This is a genomic window from Halorarius halobius (assembly GCF_024298865.1).
Classification (GTDB): domain Archaea; phylum Halobacteriota; class Halobacteria; order Halobacteriales; family Haloarculaceae; genus Halorarius; species Halorarius halobius.
Window position 1 is genome coordinate 97,058 of record NZ_CP101164.1, and the last position, 19,063, is coordinate 116,120.

The 19,063-nt window shown below is 57.5% G+C and carries 17 protein-coding genes; 14 read left to right on the forward strand and 3 right to left on the reverse strand.

The features are described from left to right. Nucleotides 1-127 precede the first annotated feature (127 nt). From NL112_RS22220 to NL112_RS22230, 3 genes are all read left to right on the forward strand, one after another. Nucleotides 128-811, forward strand: coding sequence for a hypothetical protein (locus NL112_RS22220; RefSeq protein WP_255152975.1), 684 nt, complete (start codon nt 128-130; stop codon nt 809-811). A gap of 178 nt (nt 812-989) precedes the next feature. After that, nucleotides 990-2,540, forward strand: coding sequence for a DNA cytosine methyltransferase (locus NL112_RS22225; protein ID WP_255152976.1), 1,551 nt, complete (start codon nt 990-992; stop codon nt 2,538-2,540). A 309-nt stretch (nt 2,541-2,849) separates the two neighbouring features. Then, the gene (locus tag NL112_RS22230; protein ID WP_255152977.1) at nt 2,850-4,115 is read left to right on the forward strand and encodes an orc1/cdc6 family replication initiation protein; all 1,266 of its coding nucleotides are present in this window, start codon (nt 2,850-2,852) and stop codon (nt 4,113-4,115) included. A 532-nt stretch (nt 4,116-4,647) separates the two neighbouring features. On the opposite strand, the gene NL112_RS22235 is transcribed toward NL112_RS22230, so the two are convergent. Together NL112_RS22235 and NL112_RS22240 are read right to left on the reverse strand one after the other, a co-directional pair. Then, on the reverse strand, nt 4,648-5,055 hold the full coding sequence (locus NL112_RS22235) for a DUF555 domain-containing protein (protein WP_255152978.1): 408 nt from the start codon (nt 5,053-5,055) through the stop codon (nt 4,648-4,650). Nucleotides 5,056-5,696: 641 nt separating this feature from the next. Continuing rightward, nucleotides 5,697-7,514 carry a hypothetical protein gene (locus tag NL112_RS22240; protein WP_255152979.1) on the reverse strand — a complete coding sequence of 606 codons (1,818 nt, stop codon included), beginning with the start codon at nt 7,512-7,514 and terminating at the stop codon, nt 5,697-5,699. Between the two features lie 616 nt (nt 7,515-8,130). Between NL112_RS22240 and NL112_RS22245 the strand changes: the two genes are divergently transcribed. The 8 genes from NL112_RS22245 (at nt 8,131) to NL112_RS22280 (ending at nt 14,397) form a co-directional block, all read left to right on the forward strand. Continuing rightward, the gene (locus NL112_RS22245) at nt 8,131-9,888 is read left to right on the forward strand and encodes a hypothetical protein (RefSeq protein WP_255152980.1); all 1,758 of its coding nucleotides are present in this window, start codon (nt 8,131-8,133) and stop codon (nt 9,886-9,888) included. A gap of 55 nt (nt 9,889-9,943) precedes the next feature. Further along, on the forward strand, nt 9,944-10,240 hold the full coding sequence (locus NL112_RS22250; RefSeq protein WP_255152981.1) for a hypothetical protein: 297 nt from the start codon (nt 9,944-9,946) through the stop codon (nt 10,238-10,240). Nucleotides 10,241-10,436: 196 nt separating this feature from the next. Further along, the gene (locus NL112_RS22255) at nt 10,437-11,387 is read left to right on the forward strand and encodes a replication factor A (protein WP_255152982.1); all 951 of its coding nucleotides are present in this window, start codon (nt 10,437-10,439) and stop codon (nt 11,385-11,387) included. Nucleotides 11,388-11,456: 69 nt separating this feature from the next. Then, the gene (locus NL112_RS22260; RefSeq protein ID WP_255152983.1) at nt 11,457-12,233 is read left to right on the forward strand and encodes a DNA-binding protein; all 777 of its coding nucleotides are present in this window, start codon (nt 11,457-11,459) and stop codon (nt 12,231-12,233) included. Between the two features lie 287 nt (nt 12,234-12,520). Continuing rightward, nucleotides 12,521-13,009: a hypothetical protein gene (locus tag NL112_RS22265; protein ID WP_255152984.1), complete on the forward strand. Its 489-nt coding sequence runs from the start codon at nt 12,521-12,523 to the stop codon at nt 13,007-13,009. Between the two features lie 30 nt (nt 13,010-13,039). After that, the gene (locus NL112_RS22270) at nt 13,040-13,606 is read left to right on the forward strand and encodes a hypothetical protein (protein WP_255152985.1); all 567 of its coding nucleotides are present in this window, start codon (nt 13,040-13,042) and stop codon (nt 13,604-13,606) included. A 34-nt stretch (nt 13,607-13,640) separates the two neighbouring features. Then, nucleotides 13,641-14,141, forward strand: coding sequence for a hypothetical protein (locus tag NL112_RS22275; protein ID WP_255152986.1), 501 nt, complete (start codon nt 13,641-13,643; stop codon nt 14,139-14,141). Continuing rightward, entirely contained in the window at nt 14,134-14,397 is a 264-nt protein-coding gene (locus NL112_RS22280) for a hypothetical protein (protein ID WP_255152987.1), read from the forward strand. Before NL112_RS22275 ends, NL112_RS22280 begins: the two co-directional genes overlap by 8 nt. A gap of 187 nt (nt 14,398-14,584) precedes the next feature. Here the strand turns inward: NL112_RS22280 and NL112_RS22285 are convergent, their stop codons facing one another. Next, nucleotides 14,585-16,090, reverse strand: a complete 1,506-nt coding sequence (locus NL112_RS22285; protein ID WP_255152988.1) for a hypothetical protein — start codon at nt 16,088-16,090, stop codon at nt 14,585-14,587. 325 nt (nt 16,091-16,415) lie between these two features. Here NL112_RS22285 and NL112_RS22290 point away from each other — a divergent pair, with 325 nt between their 5' ends. From NL112_RS22290 to NL112_RS22300, 3 genes are all read left to right on the forward strand, one after another. After that, a complete protein-coding gene (locus tag NL112_RS22290; RefSeq protein WP_255152989.1) occupies nt 16,416-17,444 on the forward strand; it encodes a transcription initiation factor IIB in 1,029 nt (342 codons plus the stop codon). Between the two features lie 168 nt (nt 17,445-17,612). Continuing rightward, entirely contained in the window at nt 17,613-17,822 is a 210-nt protein-coding gene (locus tag NL112_RS22295) for a hypothetical protein (RefSeq protein WP_255152990.1), read from the forward strand. A gap of 205 nt (nt 17,823-18,027) precedes the next feature. Next, on the forward strand, nt 18,028-19,056 hold the full coding sequence (locus NL112_RS22300) for a DNA polymerase sliding clamp (RefSeq protein WP_255152991.1): 1,029 nt from the start codon (nt 18,028-18,030) through the stop codon (nt 19,054-19,056). Nucleotides 19,057-19,063 lie beyond the last annotated feature (7 nt).

The following is a 19,063-nucleotide window of genomic DNA, read 5'->3' on the forward strand; positions in this document are numbered from 1 at the left end:
TCCTGACTATGAACACCCACCAAGCTCCTTCCTCAATATCATGTGGTTATTGGGCCCTGAAGAGGAGTGAGGGAGATCGGAGAGACAGCGTAACCGCTGTTCTCGGTCGGTTTCATTCATTCCAATCATGAGTTCTAACAACACCTCCACCGACGCACAACACTCGAACAGTACTCTCGGTCGCCGGTCATTCCTCCAAGAGGCCAGTGCGCTCGCCAGCGCCGGAGTGATCACTGCGATCGCCGGCTGCTCCAGTGCTGGAGCTGATGGCGAAACGAATGGTGGTGGCGAGGGCGGTTCGACCCCGACGCCCGACCCGGATGAGCCAGTCTTCCCGCTCACCGCCTCGGTTTCCGATCCGTATCATTTCTACCGGCGTGTTCTTGAATACGAGGACCACACTGAACATCACGGCCCTGTCTGGTTTGTCGACCTTACCTTCGATCTTGCCGTGGATATCGACGACTGGAAAAGCACTGACGAGTACGCGGTTCCGACGATGTTTCCCATCAGAGTCTCCGAGAACGGTGGGAACCCCGAGTACGGCCGGATCTTCCACATCAACAAGGCCGAGGGCTGGTACAGAGTCGAGGACAAGTGGTTTATCGAGCGGTCTCACTTCGTCGTCGACGAGACGGAGACCGAGTATCTCGTCCTCGGCTACGGCGAGGATGACGAACCCGACGCAGGCACGGACTACAGCGTGTACCTCGAGGACCGGACGAACCAGGACTTCCACGAACTCGTCTCGTTCACGTACGACGGCGATCCCGCCGAGCGCAACCTCCTCGATGAAGAGTTCAGAAACTAACGTCAGGTAATCTTGGTGGTGATGCTACCACATCGCTCTTTTTGTGGCCCCCAACGGCTGTGAAGGGGTTCAGACTTGAAGAAATCACATCCTGATACTGGCACAGTGTACAGTTGCATCCTTGACGATGTCGTCCAAGACCCCGATGCCGAGGTCAGCACCGGACTCGACGAGGACGATGCACAGTAAACGCCGTCGTCGCGACGACACTGTTCGCGCCATCGACCTCTTCTGTGGCGCAGGCGGTATCTCATTCGGGCTCGCTCTTGCCTGCGAACAGTTGAATCGAAACGTCGAACTCATCGCGATCAACCACTGGCCCACCGCCATCGACACCCACCGGGAGAACCACCCCTGGGGTGACCACCGTAACGCGAAAGTCGAGGAACTCGAACCCCGCCAGGTCGTCCCCGGTGAACGCGTCGACATCCTCGCAGCCGCGCCCGAGTGTACCCACTTCTCGACCGCTCGGGGTGGCCGTCCCGTGGACCCACAGAAACGTGCCTCTCCATGGCACGTGCTCCGGTGGCTCGAACAACTCTACGTCGACAATTTTGTCCTCGAAAACGTTCCCGAGTTCCGGAAGTGGGCTCCCGTCGGCGCAGATGGCCGTCCGATGAAATCGAGAGAGGGTGAGACCTTCGAAGCGTACGTGAAGGCACTCAACAGCCTCGGGTACGCCGTCGATTGGAAAGTGCTGAACGCAGCCGACTATGGCGATGCGACCAGTCGCCGGCGGCTCTTCCTTATTGGTCGCCGCCAGCACCGCCCCGAGTGGCCCGATCCGACCCATAGCGAGAACGGAAACGTTCCCGGCACGGAGCCGTGGCGTCCTGCTTCAGAAATCATCGACTGGTCCGACCGAGGCGAGTCCATCTGGACGCGTTCCCGTCCACTCGTTAACAACACCATGCAACGAATCGCTGAGGGGCTTCGCGAGCACACCCACGCGCCGCTGGCTGCCTACGCCGACGTCATCGGTCACCTCTCGAAGATCGATGTCGAAGCACTTCAGCAAGACATCGTCGACGTTCACGACCTCGCCGACGCCCTCAAGGAGCGCACCGATCCGTTCCTCGTCGAAGTCCCCGCCGATCTCGACCCCATCAACGCCGACTCGTCAACGAGCGGGGCCGAGACAGAGGTCGCTGCTGACGGCGGGATCGACCAGTGCCCCACCACACTATGCATTCCATACTTGCTCGGGCAGCAGTCGAATGCAACGCTTCGTGAGACCTCGAAACCCGTCCCAACCATCGCGACCCGCGGCGCGATTTCATATATTGAGGTGGATTCATTCATTCTCCCGAGGAACGGCTATCAGCGTGGATTGCACTCCAATCCTGCGTACGACCCGGCAGACCGTCCGCTGCACACTATAACCGCGAAGAACGGTGATGGTCACATCGTCAGCCCCTTCTTGGTTCTGTACTACGGGAACTCTGGAACGACCGATCTCAAGGGTCCACTCCCGACTGTGACCACAAAGAGTCGCTTCGGCCTCTGCGCCCCCGAACTCTATCCCTGGGGGATTGACATCCGCTATCGGATGCTCGAACCACCTGAGCTGGCAGCGGCGATGGGGTTTCCCGAGGATTATGTCTTCACCGGGACGAAAACGAACGTCACCGCACAGATCGGCAACGCTGTCCCCGTCCATCTCGCGAAGGCCCTCTGTGAGCGGTTGCTCGCCGGACGCGATCCCACACTCGAGTCCTTCGGCGAGTGATTCCTCAACTATTTGCCTCCGGATCGGGGTGAGAGAGCGCTCAAGCAGCGTACCGCTGTAAAGAACTCGCCTACTCGTAAACGGTAATCCAACACCCCTCGGTGTGAATGCACCCTCAATCCGGACCCCCCAGAGTGTGAATGGGGTCCTCGATTCGACCCCCCCTCAGTGTGAATGGTTTGTTTTTATTTTCAGAAGAAATTCATATACCGGAGCCGTATCCTCAGACCCCCCAGAGTGTGAATGGGAATGAGTCTATCACAGCGAGGGTGGAGTACCTTTATGTGAATGGGGTGGAATGTCCTCTGCATGACGGATCACGATACAACGCAGACAACTGTCGACGAAATTCTTAGTGTCGACGAACAGAGTGACGAAGACAAGTCAAATGTCTTCGAAAAGCCGTGGCTGCTCGAAATAGATAACGTCCCGGATGCGAATCGGATCGTCGGACGTGATGATAAAATCAAATCCTTGGCAAAGAATCTCCGTAAAATGAGAACGGACGATGTTCCGGACAACATCGTGATGTGGGGTGAGACAGGGACCGGGAAGACACTGGTCGCTAGGCACGTCTGTGAGCGTCTCGAGGCAACGACAGAAGGGACTGACGCGCCTATTGTTACGGCGTATGTTAATCCAGACCCGATATCGACATATACCTCTACTTTTCGTAAGTTAGCAGAACAAGTGAATGCCAAAGCCAACGACCCAGTCGACGTCCCGTCTCTGGGTCTATCAGCTGAACATTATCGTGACAAGAAACTATGGCCTATTGTTGAGAGAGAGTTTCCAGGTGGGCTTGTTGTTATAATCGACGAGATCGACAAGCACGGCGAAATCAATGAGATTCTCTACACACTGTCAAGGACCAAATCAAAGGATGATGTTAACTTCCCTGTGGTGACGATCGGCATTTCAAACGATATTGACTTCAAAGGGGATATTGATTCAAGGTCGCAATCAACGCTTCAGCCCAAGCACTGGACATTTACTCCCTACGAAGAGGATCAGCTTGTCTCTATCCTAGAGAATCGCCGTGACGCATTTTATGAAGGAGTACTTGAAGATAACGTGATTCCGACAGTGGCAGAACTCGCAGCTGATGAACATGGAGACGCCCGCCGTGCAGTTCGGTTGTTACGAAACGCTGGCGAGGTTGCCGACGAAGAGGATTATGAGATCGTCACGACAGACCACGTCTCAAAGGCCGATGAACTCGTTGAAGTAGAACTATTTATGGAAATGGTCAAAGGAACCCCGTTATCGGGGAAGCTGCTCTTGTTTGCACTCACTCGGCTAGATCGGAACAACCCGGAGAAAGAGTGGTTTCGGACTTCAGAGATACATCGAGTGTACGAAACAGTCGCGAAAGATGTCCGAGTTGAGCCGAAAGGATACAATCGTGCTCTCGAGCTGTTAAATAAACATGTGACAACGGGTGTACTTGAGTCGAAAAAGAAAGAAGGAGGAGATGAGGGGAAGTTCAGATCATACTCGTTGCAGGGTGAGGTAGAAAGTACTCGGAGAGGGCTGATCAATTCGACACCAGAACTTCAAGAACTGATGGAATGATACCCCCACACCCCTCGGTGTGAATGGTCCACCATAGGATACGACGACAGTAAATCAACACTCGTTCCTCGTCCCAACCGGACACCGAAAACACGGCAGTAGTGCCGCGAACGCCATCAAAAGCGTCTGTACCTAACGATATCCGTACCACCGGGCGGTAGTTGTTGCTGTGTCGTTCGTCCGGTGTGTTGAACCGCATCGACAACCGCACCGCTACCGCATTAGTAGTTAATTTTATTATGTACTGGGCAAAACAGTCCGCCGAGTAGAATCATTTTACGAGGCATGGCGCTTGCGCCACAGCCGAAGCCCGAGCAAAGCGAGGAAAAACCACCAGTCGTGAACGTACCGACGTTAGTCAGGAGATATCGAACTCGGTATGAATGGTGGTACACCATTCACACTGAGGGGTGTGGGGGTGGTAATCTCGACTCATCATCCATTAACCCATTCACACTCCGGGGGGTGCTCTTGCAGAGGTTCTCCGCGTAGAACTCCGTTATCCGTGCCTTTGGTCCGTTTCGCTTCTGGCCTAGACCTCGCGACCGAGATCCGCGAAGTTCATTTCCGGCTTCTCGTCCGCCTCGTCAACCGGTCGCGTCTCCAACACCGTGAGTGGGATGTCTTCCATGCGGACGCCCAGCTCGCGCTTCGCGATACGCTCGCTCTCCTCGTGCGACTCTGCCAGCATCTCCACGATCACAGTCAGGACGACCAGCGCGTAATCCGTCGTACATAGAGCTGCCTCCATTTCATACCCACAGGAGGGACAGACGACATCTTGAACGAGGATCTCCGACGACCGTGCTTCTGTTGACTTCGTCCGCTTTCCGACTTCCGCAACTGCGATGCTGATTGCATCCTGGACGCTCTTCGCGCCGGCGACAACCCAGGGGATCGACAACTGGATTTCGTACCACTGTTCTTCATCACTCGTCATCGCGATCGCCGACCAGTCACGCGGTCATTACCTGTGCATTGCCGTATTCTATTCGCTGTCGATGGAGGTCTCGGTGTCATCGGTGGAGTAAGAATCCGCTCAACCCGCCCACGTTCATGACACAACGAGGGCCGAGCCGAGCCAATTCCGTGTTATTGGAGGGTGTTCCGACAGGTCACGTCAGCGGCCGGGATGACTGAGCATCCCGGTTCGCAACCGTACCGCACCCAACGCCGCCACCTTATAAGATGATTTACCGTTCACATTTACTGTAGCGTCACATCCGCCACAACCTCTACATTCCACTTCTTTCGACATCGCCTCGAGACTCCGAACATGGATAACGGCGAGATTGCGATCGCCATCAAGAGCTTTCACTCTATGGTCCGTGAAAAGGAAAGATTAGTTTTCTGAGTTCGTCGGGGAACTCGGGTGGTTGTTAGGGTTCGTTAGGTTTCGGGGTGACAGTACGGAGACAGTATTCCGTCATCGAATCCACTACGGTTCGGGGATCCCGCAGGACATGATCGGGTGGTGGACATGCCTGCAGATATCGCACGTTCCGTATTCTTCGCGTTCTTCACGTTCGATTTCATTCTGCAACTCTGCGAGTTCTTCGGGGGTCCATCTTCCTTCAGAACTCATGCAGCATCACCAGTCTGGGCAACGCGGGCGAGTTCATCGGCGATGTAGTACTCAATCAGCCATGGCTCAGGCCAGGAGACAGAGACTTCGCCGTTGAAATTTGCAGCTGCACTCCGAGGAACTGACTCTCCATCATCAGACGCACTCGACGAACGACCAACACGTTGAGGTCTAGCAATCGTCGATGTCTGGTTAGATGGCGAAACTGGAGCGCGTTCGACAATTTCGATTTCAGATGTCCATCGGGAATCGAGCTTCGGTTGACCTTGATACGTCTGCTTGGATCTCTCGCGTGGAAGCTTGAAATTCACCAGACGTACAGTGTCGCCCTCGTTCGGTTCCCTGAATATCTTCTTCGCGAGCAAGACTTCGCCATCGACATCGTCGGGGTCAGCCGTTGACGCAGTCTCTTCGTATTCGCTTGACTCCCAGACGGAAACGCGGACCTCATCCTCGCGGCGGTTACCATCTTTCAGGATCATAGCAAACTTCAGGCCAGGAACCTGTGGGTGGTAGATTTTCTTCACGACGCCCAGTGTCGTGACATAGCCTTTCGAGGATGCGAGATTCGCCTTCAGAATCGCGTTGATCCTAATGACGTTGCTCGGGTCGGTCTGCTCCTCTTCGACAAGCGAGAGGAACGCGGTCGTGATGTCAGTCCCAGCGAGCACACGGCGTGCAAGTGTGGAAGCGACAGCGACCGGCGGTTTCCGAATTTCGTGTGGTGCATCCCCGTCGAGCAGTCTGCGTGTCTCGGCGAGAACTTCTTCACGAAGCTCGGGATGTTCTTTACCCAACTCGCGCAACGGAGCAGCTCGGTTGTAGACCTGCTGTTTGGAGCGCTGTTTGAAGTTCCGAACGTTCCGATCCCGTCGCTCAGGAAGCGCGCAATCGTGTTCCGTACGGAACCGAGCAAGGAGGTCTGTGTGTCGGTCCAAGAGAGCAGCCACACCCGTCATGTGACCGTTTTCGTCGATACCACGAGAGCTCCGGTTGAGCTCTTCATCCAACGCTAGGCGGAATTCGATTCCGGCTATCGACGATCGAGAGTAGTCCTCGGGATTCGGGACGACGTGCCGAAGGAAGGCGACTTCGCCATAGGGAAGCAGCACTTCTAATTCGGATGTCGTGACACCTTCAGAGTCGCGAGGCGTCTGTTCATCCTCGGGGATGATCTTCAGCTCACGAAGCCGTTGAGTGTCTGGGTCGAGGGTCTCGACAGGTTCGAGCTTCCGTCCAAACTGCACGGGGACAGCAGTCGAACTCGTAGGGATGTACTCTTCAAGACCAGACGCAGTGCCCGTCAACTGGTCGCCAGTCGGGTCGGTCAGGCGGTCGTGGCCCATGTAGATGTACTCGCCAGTCGAGAGAGCGTCGGGTTCAGAGATCGCATCAGCCGGACGGCCGCGCACGTTCATCTTAGCCCTCCGCTCGTCACTACGGGATGGGACCATCGGTTGGTCGTTGTACCAGCCGTAGTAACCATCGGTACTCTCGCTTTCGCTCTCGCGCTCGTCAGTCTCGAACTCGTGTTCGGAGTCAGACGTGAACTCGGAGTGTGAGCGTTGCGACTCCACGTCGTCCGCATTGAGGCGACGCTCGGACTCATCGAGGCCGGCGTGCCAGCGGATAGTCGGTGACTCCACGTTACCGTCCAAGCGACGGCGTTCCTCGCGATCGAGGGAGCGGAGTTCGTCGAACCACCCATCGTAGCGACGGGCGATGTGGGTCGGGTTCTCATATTCGATTTCGGTTCTACCGTTCTTCTCGTGACCAGCCTCAGAGAGGTGGACACTGTCGGTGTTTCCACTCATAACAACTTGGGAAAGCGACCGTGCTTTCCACTCGCATAGACGCTTGAACCGTCTATAACTGTATCGCGCCTATCCCTGCGATGTAATGCGGTTCTTTGCGGAAAACCCCCGAAAAACCGTCCCTCTCGAACAGAGCTACCGACTAGATCGCCCGCGCCTCGAAGCACCAAAGCACGCGTACCGTGTGCATCGACTCACAGTCCGCACTCGCAAACTGCTATCCGGTGGCGCTATCGCTCAGGAAGTGTGGAAGTGGAAAGACGAGGATCGCCTTTCCCAAGTTGTTATGATGAGCCGTTCAAGGCTCACTCTTCTCTACTCTGGGTGTAGATATAATCGTATCGGCTACCGGCCACCCAGTCCGTAGCACGGTGGTCTGTCCTCGGACGTTACCCTCCGAAATCCCGCCCGTTCATGCTCACCGAGTGCCCTCCACGAACACGGACGAGCACCGACCGGGGCACACACCGGGAGACACGCACGTAAAGACGCGATAGGCTACCTCGTGCATAGTTTTGGACCCCAAACGGGGTTGAGGGAGTGAGAGAGAGTCGCCAGCAGCGCCGCTGCCGGGTCAGACCGACTCAGACCTCACCCCAAATGGAGTGACTACCAGATGACGTACTACCACAACGGAGACGACCAGCTCACGAACGGCGACGTCGAACAAGACGACCGGTTCGACGAACTCACCATGCGCGGCCTCTACGAGTCACCGCACCTCGAAAGCGACTGCCTCGGTATGCGCCTCGAGAACGCCGGCGAGCTCATGATAGCCGCCCGTCGTGAGTCCGAATACGACGAGTTCGGTCTCGAAATCGAAGGATCCGGGAATTACGAACTCGACGCCTACTGGGTCGGCGCAAGCCTCCGCACCACCGAAGGTCGCGACGTCGATCCCATCGACCTCGCCGACGAGGACCTCACTGGACTCCCACTCGAAGCCCAGGAACGCCTGCACGGACTCCGTGAGGAACGCAAACGCCAGCGCGAGAAGGCGTTAGCAGCCCACGTCGTCGGCATTGAGCGCGAGACGCGGTGTCGTGGGGAGCTCGTCGAAGAACGCGAGGAACGTCGATCCAAGCGCAACGAGCGCGTCCTCGGGGAGGGAATCATCCATAACAACGCCTTCGAGAACATCGACGACGAGGCCGGGGCTGTTCGCGAGGCCGCCGCCCGAATCGAAGACCACCTCATCACCGGCCCCGGTGACGAGGTCCTCCGACACTTGATCGCACGCAAAGTCCGGAGCGGTCAGGACGTCTATACCGCCCAGTCTAACACACTCGACCAGCTCTATCAGGAAGCGGGCGTCATCCAACCTATCTCGTCCGTGCCGATCATCCCCTCGAAGTACAACGTCGAGGCTGACATCCAGGGCGAAGTCACGACTCTCTGGCAACCCAAATCACGGAGCCAACAGCAGGTCGGACTCATCAAAGACGACGCCGGCGATACCATCAAATTCACCGTGTGGACACGCTCTCGACAGGGGGTCATCCTCCACGAAGGCGATCTCGTTCGGATTCGTGCCGGGAAGGTCGGGAAGTACCAGGGACAGGCGACTCTCGCCGCTGACTCCGAGACGCGAATCGAAGTCCTCGAACGTGGCGACGGTCCCGCTCCCAGAGGTGACATCCCGAACGTTGACTGGGAGAAATACGCCAAGCGTCACCGCGAACAGGGCATCGAATATCCCTTCCAGCGTCACGGCGCGTGTACGATTCCCGCCCTCGGCGCTCCCGGCGTCGAAGAAGTTTCCCGTCCCGTGCATGCTCCCATAGACAGGCTCGACCAAGAGAAGGGCGATCGGCTGGACGCCCTCGAATGGCTCAAAGCTACCGAGATATTCGACGAGGCCGACAGCAAGATACCACTCCCGATCTGGTGGCGCGAACAAGCGAACGTCGTCTCCATCATCGTCGACGTCGACGCCGATGGGGAAGACATCGGCGCGGCCATCCGGGAGGCTGTCTCGACGAGCCGTGCCGAATCTACGCCTGTTCCCGAAACGCCTGTCCCCCCGGGTAAGCGCCGTCTCTGGGCGCTCATCCGTAACCTCGACCTCTTCGGAACTGCCCTCGAGGACGACGTCAACGAGGAGTGGGAGACAGAGGTGGAGGAAGAGACGGAGACAGCGGTCGATACGGATGCGAGCGAACTCACAGGCGTCGCAACCCCCGACGCCTCGGAAACTACCGTGGCGAGCGACGACAGGCCGGGTCTTGGACTTCCAACGACGACGTGCCGGTGTCCAGAATGTGCTCATGATAGAGCGCAATATCGCCTCGTCCAACTCCGGTCCATCGACGAACCACCGACGAGACTCCTCTCGTGTGTGAGTTGCGGCCAGCGATGGCGCGAAGATAGCTAGTCGGCAGAGGCAGCGCCGCACTCCGTGCATCCAGTCTTACCATCCAGATATAACCATGTCAACCAACGATCCTGACCACGATCCGACGAACAGTAACAGTCAATCAACCACGAGTGAGGACCTCACCGGTGACGACGAGCTCGACTTCCAGCTCGACATCGTCGACGGCGAAGATCCCGGACGGCCCGTCACCGACGACGAGTTCAACGTGTACCCGCCGGGGCCCGGCCCCCTTCCTGGGACGATGCGGTTCGTCAGGAACGTCGACGATACTTGGGCGTTCATCGAGAGCGGGAACTTCGGCGGCTGGATCAGCACCAAGGAACTCATCAGCCTCGATGAAGTCCGGTGACTCGCGATCGGCAACCATCCCCCGTGTTTTGGTTCCCCCAAGGGGGTGAGGGGAATCGGAGGAGGAGGAGAAAGCCACACCGTGTGCTGCTCCAGCAGCTCAACCTCCGGTACTCCCACTCGAATTTTTTCTGTCCAGTCTCGTTCGCCCAGTCGAACCATTCCAACTAGCGATAGCAATCGCGGCACTTCCAGAAATGTCAAGCAACGCAAAACCCACAGAATCGACTGTAGACGTCTCCGACGCAAACCTCTCGGAGGCTGCAACCGACATCCTCGAACAGTTCCCAGACGATATTGATGACGACCTCCCCAGCGCAGAGGAAGTCGCGAGCCGTCTCGACCAGATGACCAACCAGTACAAGGTTCCTCTCGACGAGGCCCGCCGCGCGGCGGTCAGCCACTATCGCGACGTGTTCGGCCTCGAATACGATGACCTCGAGTTCCCCGGCCAGAGCGCCGGCGACGTCACCCTCGCCTCTGTCAACCAGGACGAGCAGTGGGTGGACGTGACCGTAAAAGTCGTCGAACTCTGGGACCCTACCCACGACAGCATCGATCAGGTCGGGCTCATCGGCGACGAGAGCGGCCGGCTCAAGTTCACCAAATGGACAAAAGCCGAACTCCCCGCCCTCGAAGAGGGTAGTGTCTACGAGTTCTCGAACGTCATCACCAGCGAGTACAAGGGGCGATACAGCATCAACCTCAACTCGCGCTCGAACATCGAACTCGTCGACGGCGACATAGACGTTGGGGCCGCCGTCGAAGATGTTCAACTCTCTGCACCGATGGTCGCAATCCAGTCCGGGTCAGGACTCATCAAGCGGTGTCTCGACGAGGACTGCACACGCGTCCTGCAGGATGGCCGGTGTGCCGAACACGGCGACGTCGAAGGAGAATTCGACCTTCGCATCAAGGCGGTTTTCGACGACGGCGAGAACGTCCAGTACGCCATCTTCGACCGCGAAGCGACCGAGTCCATCGGGGGCATCACGCTCGATGAGGCAATCGAGCAGGCGATGGACGCTCTCGATACCAGCGTCGTCGAGGACGGCCTCATCGACGCGCTTGTGGGCCGATACTACTTGGTGGAAGGCTCCATCGTCGGCCGATATCTGCTCGTGAACGAAGCCGAACAACACGGGTAACCTCGAATCCGAACCAGAACGCGACCCGAATAGCCCGATTTCCGACTCCACAACTGTCATCAACACTTCATGAACGAATCCAGCTCCGAATCGACATCCAGCAGCACCGATACCGAGAACAACGACAGCGGCCGGCAGGGTCGCCAGGTAGCGAAGCGTGCCTTCGCCGCCGAAATCAACGACGCTACCCACGTCTTCAAGCAATCCGATAAGGAACGAGCCCCGAACTTCGCACTGCTCCCGTCAGGCGAGATCGCCAACCGCTACTTCATCGTCGGCACGGTTACCGAGGTCAACGACGTTGGGGACGAGGACGAATATTTGCAGGCTCGCGTGGTCGACCCTACGGGCACGATGTTCGTCTACGCCGGGCAGTACCAGCCCCAGGCTGCCGCGTTCCTCTCCAGCCTCGAACCCCCGGCGTACGTGGCCGTGACCGCGAAGCCCTCCACGTTCGAGAGCGAAGGCGAGACCTACGTCTCACTCCGGCCCGAGACCATCACCCACGTCGACGATGTAACCCGTGACCGGTGGGTCGCCGAGACTATCGAGCGCACCGAAGCCCGACTCGACGCCTTCCCCGATAGTGACAGCGAGTTCGTCGCGAATAGCCGCGAGCAGTACGGCGAAAGCCTTGACCTCGATACCTACCGGGAGGCCGTCAACGACGCCCGCAAGGATCTCGGAATGGACGTTCCTTACAGCTCGGACGGCTCCGAGAGCGAGACCGAGAACCAGAACGAAGACGACGACGCTGGCATCAACGGAGATGGAGAATCTGAGGGAGAGGCGGTCGATGAGGCCGAACTCGCCGCTGCCGTCACGAATGCCGAGTTCGAGGAGTAAATCTCGGTAGGTACACCCCCGTTCACTCCAGACCACACTTTCCAACGTGGTCACTCAACACTCTCTCGAGGGGCTTCCACTCCGCCCCACTCTGTCGTTCGTTCCTAGCCGTTGAATACACCTTTCCGTACAGCGATGCTCCTCAATTTGAAATCGCTCAACAGGCACAGCCACCCCCACGAGGGCGAAACACTCGTTATCGAGATCAGCGACACCGTCGCCCGGCCGGGGACCTCTTCAGGCAAATGTTTGTGCCCCCCGTGAGACGGTGGTGGGTTCATCACGATATGGCTACACTCCAACTCAGCACCGCCTCGAACGCACCGACCGTTGACCCCGATCGGGTCGATGAACTCCGCGAATTTCTCGACGAGTGGCTCATCGGCACGGGCTCATTCGACGACATCACCGTGGAGGTCGAGATTCCTGAACGCGACCCCGATACCGGCGAGGTAGACCCGCCGCACCTCACGCTCTACGGATATGCCTCGTTCTCCCCGGCGCATCGGTCGGCCGTTCGCGAGACCGTCCTTGAAGACCTCGGCGACGATCTCGATGAAGACGAGCGCGAGGTCTTCATAGACGACAAAACCGAGGAACTCCTCTGGGACTACGCCGGTGAGCACACCGAAGATTTCCTTCGTGAACTCTCGCCGTTCCTCGCCGAGCCTTTTGTCGTTCAGACTGTCGGTTACGAAAAATGCCGATTCCCCCACGTCGGCTACCAGTACAAGGTCGACACCGATGGGAAGATTGACCACGTCCAGCTAGGATGAGCAGTTGACTCGAAACCTTCCTCACGACGCGTGCCCCAGCTCGCCTCCCTCTTCTGTCTCCCTGTCACCATGAGCTTCTACGCTCGCATCTCCGGCTACCTCCAGTACCGTACGCATGACCACCTCGGCGCCGCCATCGAACGCCTCACCCGGGGTGCGTGGCTCAACGACGACGAGCAGTGGCTCGTCCGAGGTCACCCCCGGGAGATCCGCACTAACGCCACCACCGACCACGATCGCAACCTCCTCGCGATCCCTGCTGGTGTGTACCAGAATCTCGGTCGAATCACCACTGAACTTTTCGCGGGGACGACCGACGGTCTCGTCGTCATATCCTCGAACGACGCGTGTTTCGACGCCTGGATCGAGACCTCACTTCCCGAAGCCGCTGATGTCCCGGCTGGCGAGGGTGGCGATGTCTCCTCAATCCGGTGCATCGACCTCGAACACTTCGCCCGTACACAGGGCCTCGGCGTCAAGCGACTCGGCGATCCTGGACACTTCCAGTGGCAGCGGGATGTCCTCGACGCCTTCCACGACCAGCACGACCCGGACGTCCTCGGGATTCTCGAATCCGCTCACGGGCCGCCCGGATGACCCCAGTGCCGAAACTGTGCAACCCCTCGAACTTATGGACTACTCCACCGACCCAAACGCAGAGACAAACACGAGCGCGAACAGAACGAACACCGACACGGACACTGCTCCCGATACGTTCGTCGATCTTCGAGAACAATTCGACGACGAGTGCGTTCTCCACACGCTCTCGAAAGCCCACGACATTGACCGTGAGAACCCGCCGACTGTGAACTTCCTCGACGAGGACACCGGCCGCGTCTACCGCGTCCTCGAAGCCACACGAGGCTCACCCGACGCTGGATGGTTCGTCCTCGCCCTCGCCGGGCCCCACGCTGACGATAGCTACGAACGCCAGCTTCGCGTCCACGATTCGGACACCCATCGCGTCCTGCTCGGGAACGAGATCGAGAACTATGCTCAAGACGAGCCGACCCCCGCCGACGACGTCATCACTACTGGCGAGGGGACGTTTATCCTTCGGATGGGCGAGCACCCAATCCCAATCGGTGAGCACCATCAGGAGCGATCCACCCGGGGTGACGCCAGTGAGTGAACACAGACACAGCGATATCGGCAACGACAGAACGGACGAGATCGAGGAGTATGACCCACGGACCGCAACGTATCACTGCGAGGTTTGCGGCGCCCAACAGACCCACGACGAGTACGTCCCCGTAGGCCCGTCGACGCCCGCCGCTCATCATCTCGGATTCGAAGACTCCGACAGCGACCGCGATCACTTCGTCGTCTGTGACCCCTGTTTCGGGGAGGCTGCCGCCGAAATCGCTGGCAAACTCGAAGAACCGTAAATCGTACTCTGCGGTTGCTCGTGACCATACGTCCCCGCCCTCGTATTCAAGATTCGCTCGGCAGAATACAACAAGATCAAGCTATTCCTCGGGAACCTGCTTGAGTTCTTCAAATCGCTTGAAGACCACGACATCCTATCCGTCCACTGGGGGGTCCAAGGTTCTCACCGTAAATCCGTTCCAACCTCTAGATCTGACTGGTTCCGTTCCGTGACTTATTGCAATTCTGGCTACCATCGTTCTGTTCAACTGGTTCAGTCCACCACTGATTGAACTGCCGATCCAAAGCTTGAGTAACCCGCATGGGGAGCTCAGAGATAATAGAAACGTTCGTATTTAGCGAATTAAAGGATGTTCCCAGAATCCAACTACGACTATTTTTGGTTACGATGAACCGGTCGTGAAGCGGAGTTAGTGTGGGACCTCCATTTTGGTCCATAATCCGGAGTATCTCGACAGTTCGGCCCTGATTATTGTACCTAGATAGCTCCCTACCCAGAAGTGACGCATTACTCAACTCAGAGGTAATGAACCAGGCATCGATATCTGGATCAAGACTATCAACAAAATCCGTCAAATCAGCCAGGTCCAGATAAGGGTCGACCACCTTCACGGTTGAGGAAATATCGCCACGAATACTATCGAGCGCCCTATCCACAATGGCCGTCTCGGCCTCGGTCGTCCATCCTCTAGACGTTGTCCCTCCTCCGAAATCGACTTTCCTCTCATCCCAAACTTGTTCCCCCGTCACTACCGTAGGATGCCCACTGAGATCTGATTCTGGATACAATTCAGGTGGGTCGGCATCCCCGGAGCTAGACCCCCGTTGGTCACCATCACCGACATTGATTTGGGTAACCACTCTACGCACCACTGGGAAATCATCTTGACTCGCAGTCTCGCCATTTACTAAGACCTTGATAACCTCCTCACTTGATCCAGCGGGCTGTGATACCTGGCAAAACCCTGTATACTCATCGCCGTCGTATGACAAAGCAATTTGCCGTAATCCTTCGCCATTCGCTGGTTCGTTCTCGAAATCGATTGAGTCCTGCCAGAGTAAATCTCCGTACTCCCGTCGTTCCAACATCACCACAACATCGTCTAAATCAACAAGGTCAGCGTTCAGATCTACGCACCATCCATCATCGAACTCAATGTTAAGCCGGAAATCCTCAAGCTGTACCACCAAATTCCCCCAGTGATCATGATACCGATTCAGGTCAACACCGAGCTGGTCTTCAACTATCTCATGGGCCTCTGTCCGTTGTTCACCCGAGAGCTCCGGAATATCATCTTCTCTTACCCAGTGCTCAAATTCTAGTGAAGGACGTGACGAACCCCATCGAAGATCATCATTTGGGAAGGCCCGTTCCATTCTCACATCGCCTTGGATCTCACCACCAACTTCCTCACCGCCGGGAGTACAATGATCTAAGATCGACTCAAAACGGTCGACTCTATCCGTCGATTCCTCAGGAACCAAGGTAACCAGATCGCCTAATGAGACAGAATCTATCGCAACGAAACAGTCGTCCCGTACTTCAAAGACAGACTCGTCCAACGACTGTGTCGTCCCCAAAGCAAAATATACCTTCCAATCTCCGTTTACTTCTGCCCACACCTGAAGCATTGATCCTGCAGCTCTATCACCTACGCACTCTTCGAGCCAGTCTTCGGCAATTACCCTCATAGAATGTATGTAAAAGGAAACGCAACTTATCGATTTCCCGGCCAGAGCGAGAAGAATGTATCTCTTGTAATAATCGCGTGAGAGATATGTGCGGTGTATATTGCACGCACTCAGAGAAATATTCGAATTATATTAGTTTGAACCGCGAGTTATGTGATCTTCAATCTACAGTTGACGAACCACTCAGTTTGTCTCCCCCAGAGGAATTAGCGGGGGTCCACGCCCCCTGTTACAAATGTCTCAACACGCTCTCGAGAACACTGACACCACCACTTCCAGTACCGATTCGGCTTCCGCCGGGACAGGACCTTCTACTCCCGTCTCGATGCGCCTCAAACAGAACCAGCAGCGGACTAAGCCACGCTCCAACGAGTCTGCGTCTGAGGACGAGCAGTCCAAAGCTACGCAATCGGAATCAACCGATGAACTACAGTGTCCCGAGTGCGCTACTGACGAGTATCTCGTCGTCGACGACGAGGAAACGTACTGTGGGGCGTGTGGCCTCGTGCTCGTCTGTGACACCCTCGATCGGCGGCTCCGCTGGGTCGATACCGGTGACGGCCAAGAACCCGAACGTGGCGGCGCTCCCACTACACATCGCCTCCACCACAAGGGGCTCCCGACGGAGATCGGCTACGACAGCGACGGGTATGATCGCCCACTGTCGAGTCAGACCAAACGGCGCTTCCGACGCCTTCGTAAGTGGGACAGCCGATCGAAAGCCGGCTCGAGTCGCGACCGCTCGCTCCGCCTCGGCCTCGGAGAAATCGCTCGCCTCATCAGTGCGCTCGAACTTCACGGCTCCATTCACGACCGCGCTGCTGACCTCTACCGCGAGGTCAGTTCGGAAGGGATGCTCGCTGGCAACTCCGTGGAAGGCATGGCGACCGCCTGTGTGTACGCTGCTTGCCGTCTCGAACGCCTGCCACGCACGCTGAAAGAGACTGGTGAAGTCGCTCGCGTCGATACCGATGAGATCAATCGGGACTACAAAAATCTGAACCGAGACCTTGAGCTCGCAACGCCTCCACCGCTCCCCCAGGACTACGTCCCACGACTCGCGAGTGCTGTCGACGCCTCACCTCGCGTTGAACGCCGAGCCTACCAGCTCGCCAGGTCGAACGCTGTGGGTGTCCTCGCGAACGGCCGGCAACCGAACGGCGTCGCCGCTGCCTGCCTCTACCATGCCTCTAAAGAGAGTGGGCGAAGCAACGTCCGACTCACCCAGCAAACTCTTTCGGAGGAAGGCTACACGACCCCGACTACGATTCGCAAGCTCTGGAAGGAACTCAAAGCCCTCGCTGACGACGAAGAACTTCCCGATCCAGACGGCAACCTCGACCATTTCTCATGAGTCCGTGGAAACACGGTGGGCGGCAAGACGGATCGGGTGGCGGTCTCACTTCCTACGTTACAGTCCTAATCGCCCTGTCCGAATTGTTACGTAGGAACGACACTCGGGACGCGGCACCTGCGACTAGCCGCTCGTTTGTCGCCCCCCGAGACGGTGGGGGGACTCGAAATGGGCTCACTCTCACGCCACCGTGCAGCGAATCGCTTCCAGACCGCACTCCAGCAGCGTCTCGACGCCGCCTCAGATCCGAATGAAGCACAGCAAGCCTACGACGACGCACTCGAGGGGCTCATCAAAATCGCCAGCGACGAAATCGAACTTGACCGCGTTGCCTGGGAGCTCGCGACCAACCCCGACACTATCGACTTCCCCGAGTGACCGCGATTGCGACCATCATGCGGGCGTCCACATCGACTGGGCTGCGGGAACGACAGCATCGACGCTCAGTTTTGGTCTCCCCAAGGGGGTGAGGGGAGACAGGAGAGTGCATGATACCCACCGTTCAGCATCTCTTCGCTCGATACCTCTGTGAGCGGCTCGATCACCGACAGTACCGCGACACCGACCACGACTCCACTCGAAAATGAGTATCAACACCGAATCTGAAACCCCGGACGCACAGCCAGCGACCACACCCACCGACGCTTCCTCAGATGTCGAATCTGAGATGGACGTCGACGACGCGACAACCACAGAAACCGCCGGAGAGACCCAACCCGAGGTCGAACCCGAACCAGAGCCGGAATCGGAGCCGAATTCTGAACCGGAGCCAGAACCCGAGACCGACGCTGAGACGGATGTCGATGTCGACGAGGATGCCGAGGAAGACGCAGAAGAAGGGACCGACGTCGTCACTGGCCCGCCGCGGCAGTTCCAGGCTGCCATCCCGGGCGGTGACATCAAGGAGTTCGTCGGTACGCTTCGCGCCATCGTCGACGAGGCGAAGTTCAACATCAGACCTGACGGCATCCGGGTCCGAGCGGTCGATCCCGCCAACGTCGCGATGGACGACGGTGTGCTGTCCGCAGGGGCTTTCGAGTCATACGACGCCTCCGAGGGTGTCCTGGGCCTCAACCTCGAACGTCTCGAGGAAGTCCTGAAACTCGCCAAAAAGGATGATCTCGTCGAATTCTTATTCGACACGAATACGTTCAAACTCGTCATCCACATCGACGGCGTCGAGTTTACGATGGCGTGTATCGACCCCGACAGCATCAGAATGGAACCTGAGATCCCCGACATGGATCTCCCCGCGTCCTTCACTGTCGATGAATCACAGATCAGCCGGGGTGTCAAGGCCGCCGATATGGTTTCTGACCACATCCAACTCCGTTGCGACGAGACCGAGCAGGCCGTCTTCATCGAAGCCGAGGGCGACACCGACGACGTGTGCTTGGAACTCACGGAGGATGAGTATACCGAGCTGACCGCCGTTGACGCGGAGGCGCTGTTCTCGCTCGACTACGTGAAGGACATCTCCCGGAAATTTCCGAAGAAAACTGAAATCAGCATCACCTTCGGCACGGACTTCCCCATGATGATCGAGTACGAGTTCGCTGACGGAGAATGCGAGATTCTCTCGATGGTTGCCCCGCGAATCCGGTCTGACTAACCAACAC

Bases quoted from the DNA above. Each gene is read 5' to 3' on its own strand.
- NL112_RS22295 (WP_255152990.1), top strand. From the start codon at position 17,613: ATGGGCTCACTCTCACGCCACCGTGCAGCGAATCGCTTCCAGACCGCA.
- NL112_RS22300 (WP_255152991.1), top strand. From the start codon at position 18,028: ATGAGTATCAACACCGAATCTGAAACCCCGGACGCACAGCCAGCGACC.
- NL112_RS22255 (WP_255152982.1), top strand. From the start codon at position 10,437: ATGTCAAGCAACGCAAAACCCACAGAATCGACTGTAGACGTCTCCGAC.
- NL112_RS22245 (WP_255152980.1), top strand. From the start codon at position 8,131: ATGACGTACTACCACAACGGAGACGACCAGCTCACGAACGGCGACGTC.
- NL112_RS22220 (WP_255152975.1), top strand. From the start codon at position 128: ATGAGTTCTAACAACACCTCCACCGACGCACAACACTCGAACAGTACT.
- NL112_RS22230 (WP_255152977.1), top strand. From the start codon at position 2,850: ATGACGGATCACGATACAACGCAGACAACTGTCGACGAAATTCTTAGT.
- NL112_RS22250 (WP_255152981.1), top strand. From the start codon at position 9,944: ATGTCAACCAACGATCCTGACCACGATCCGACGAACAGTAACAGTCAA.
- NL112_RS22275 (WP_255152986.1), top strand. From the start codon at position 13,641: ATGGACTACTCCACCGACCCAAACGCAGAGACAAACACGAGCGCGAAC.
- NL112_RS22225 (WP_255152976.1), top strand. From the start codon at position 990: ATGCACAGTAAACGCCGTCGTCGCGACGACACTGTTCGCGCCATCGAC.
- NL112_RS22265 (WP_255152984.1), top strand. From the start codon at position 12,521: ATGGCTACACTCCAACTCAGCACCGCCTCGAACGCACCGACCGTTGAC.
- NL112_RS22235 (WP_255152978.1), bottom strand. From the start codon at position 5,055: ATGACGAGTGATGAAGAACAGTGGTACGAAATCCAGTTGTCGATCCCC.
- NL112_RS22260 (WP_255152983.1), top strand. From the start codon at position 11,457: ATGAACGAATCCAGCTCCGAATCGACATCCAGCAGCACCGATACCGAG.
- NL112_RS22240 (WP_255152979.1), bottom strand. From the start codon at position 7,514: ATGAGTGGAAACACCGACAGTGTCCACCTCTCTGAGGCTGGTCACGAG.
- NL112_RS22290 (WP_255152989.1), top strand. From the start codon at position 16,416: ATGCGCCTCAAACAGAACCAGCAGCGGACTAAGCCACGCTCCAACGAG.
- NL112_RS22285 (WP_255152988.1), bottom strand. From the start codon at position 16,090: ATGAGGGTAATTGCCGAAGACTGGCTCGAAGAGTGCGTAGGTGATAGA.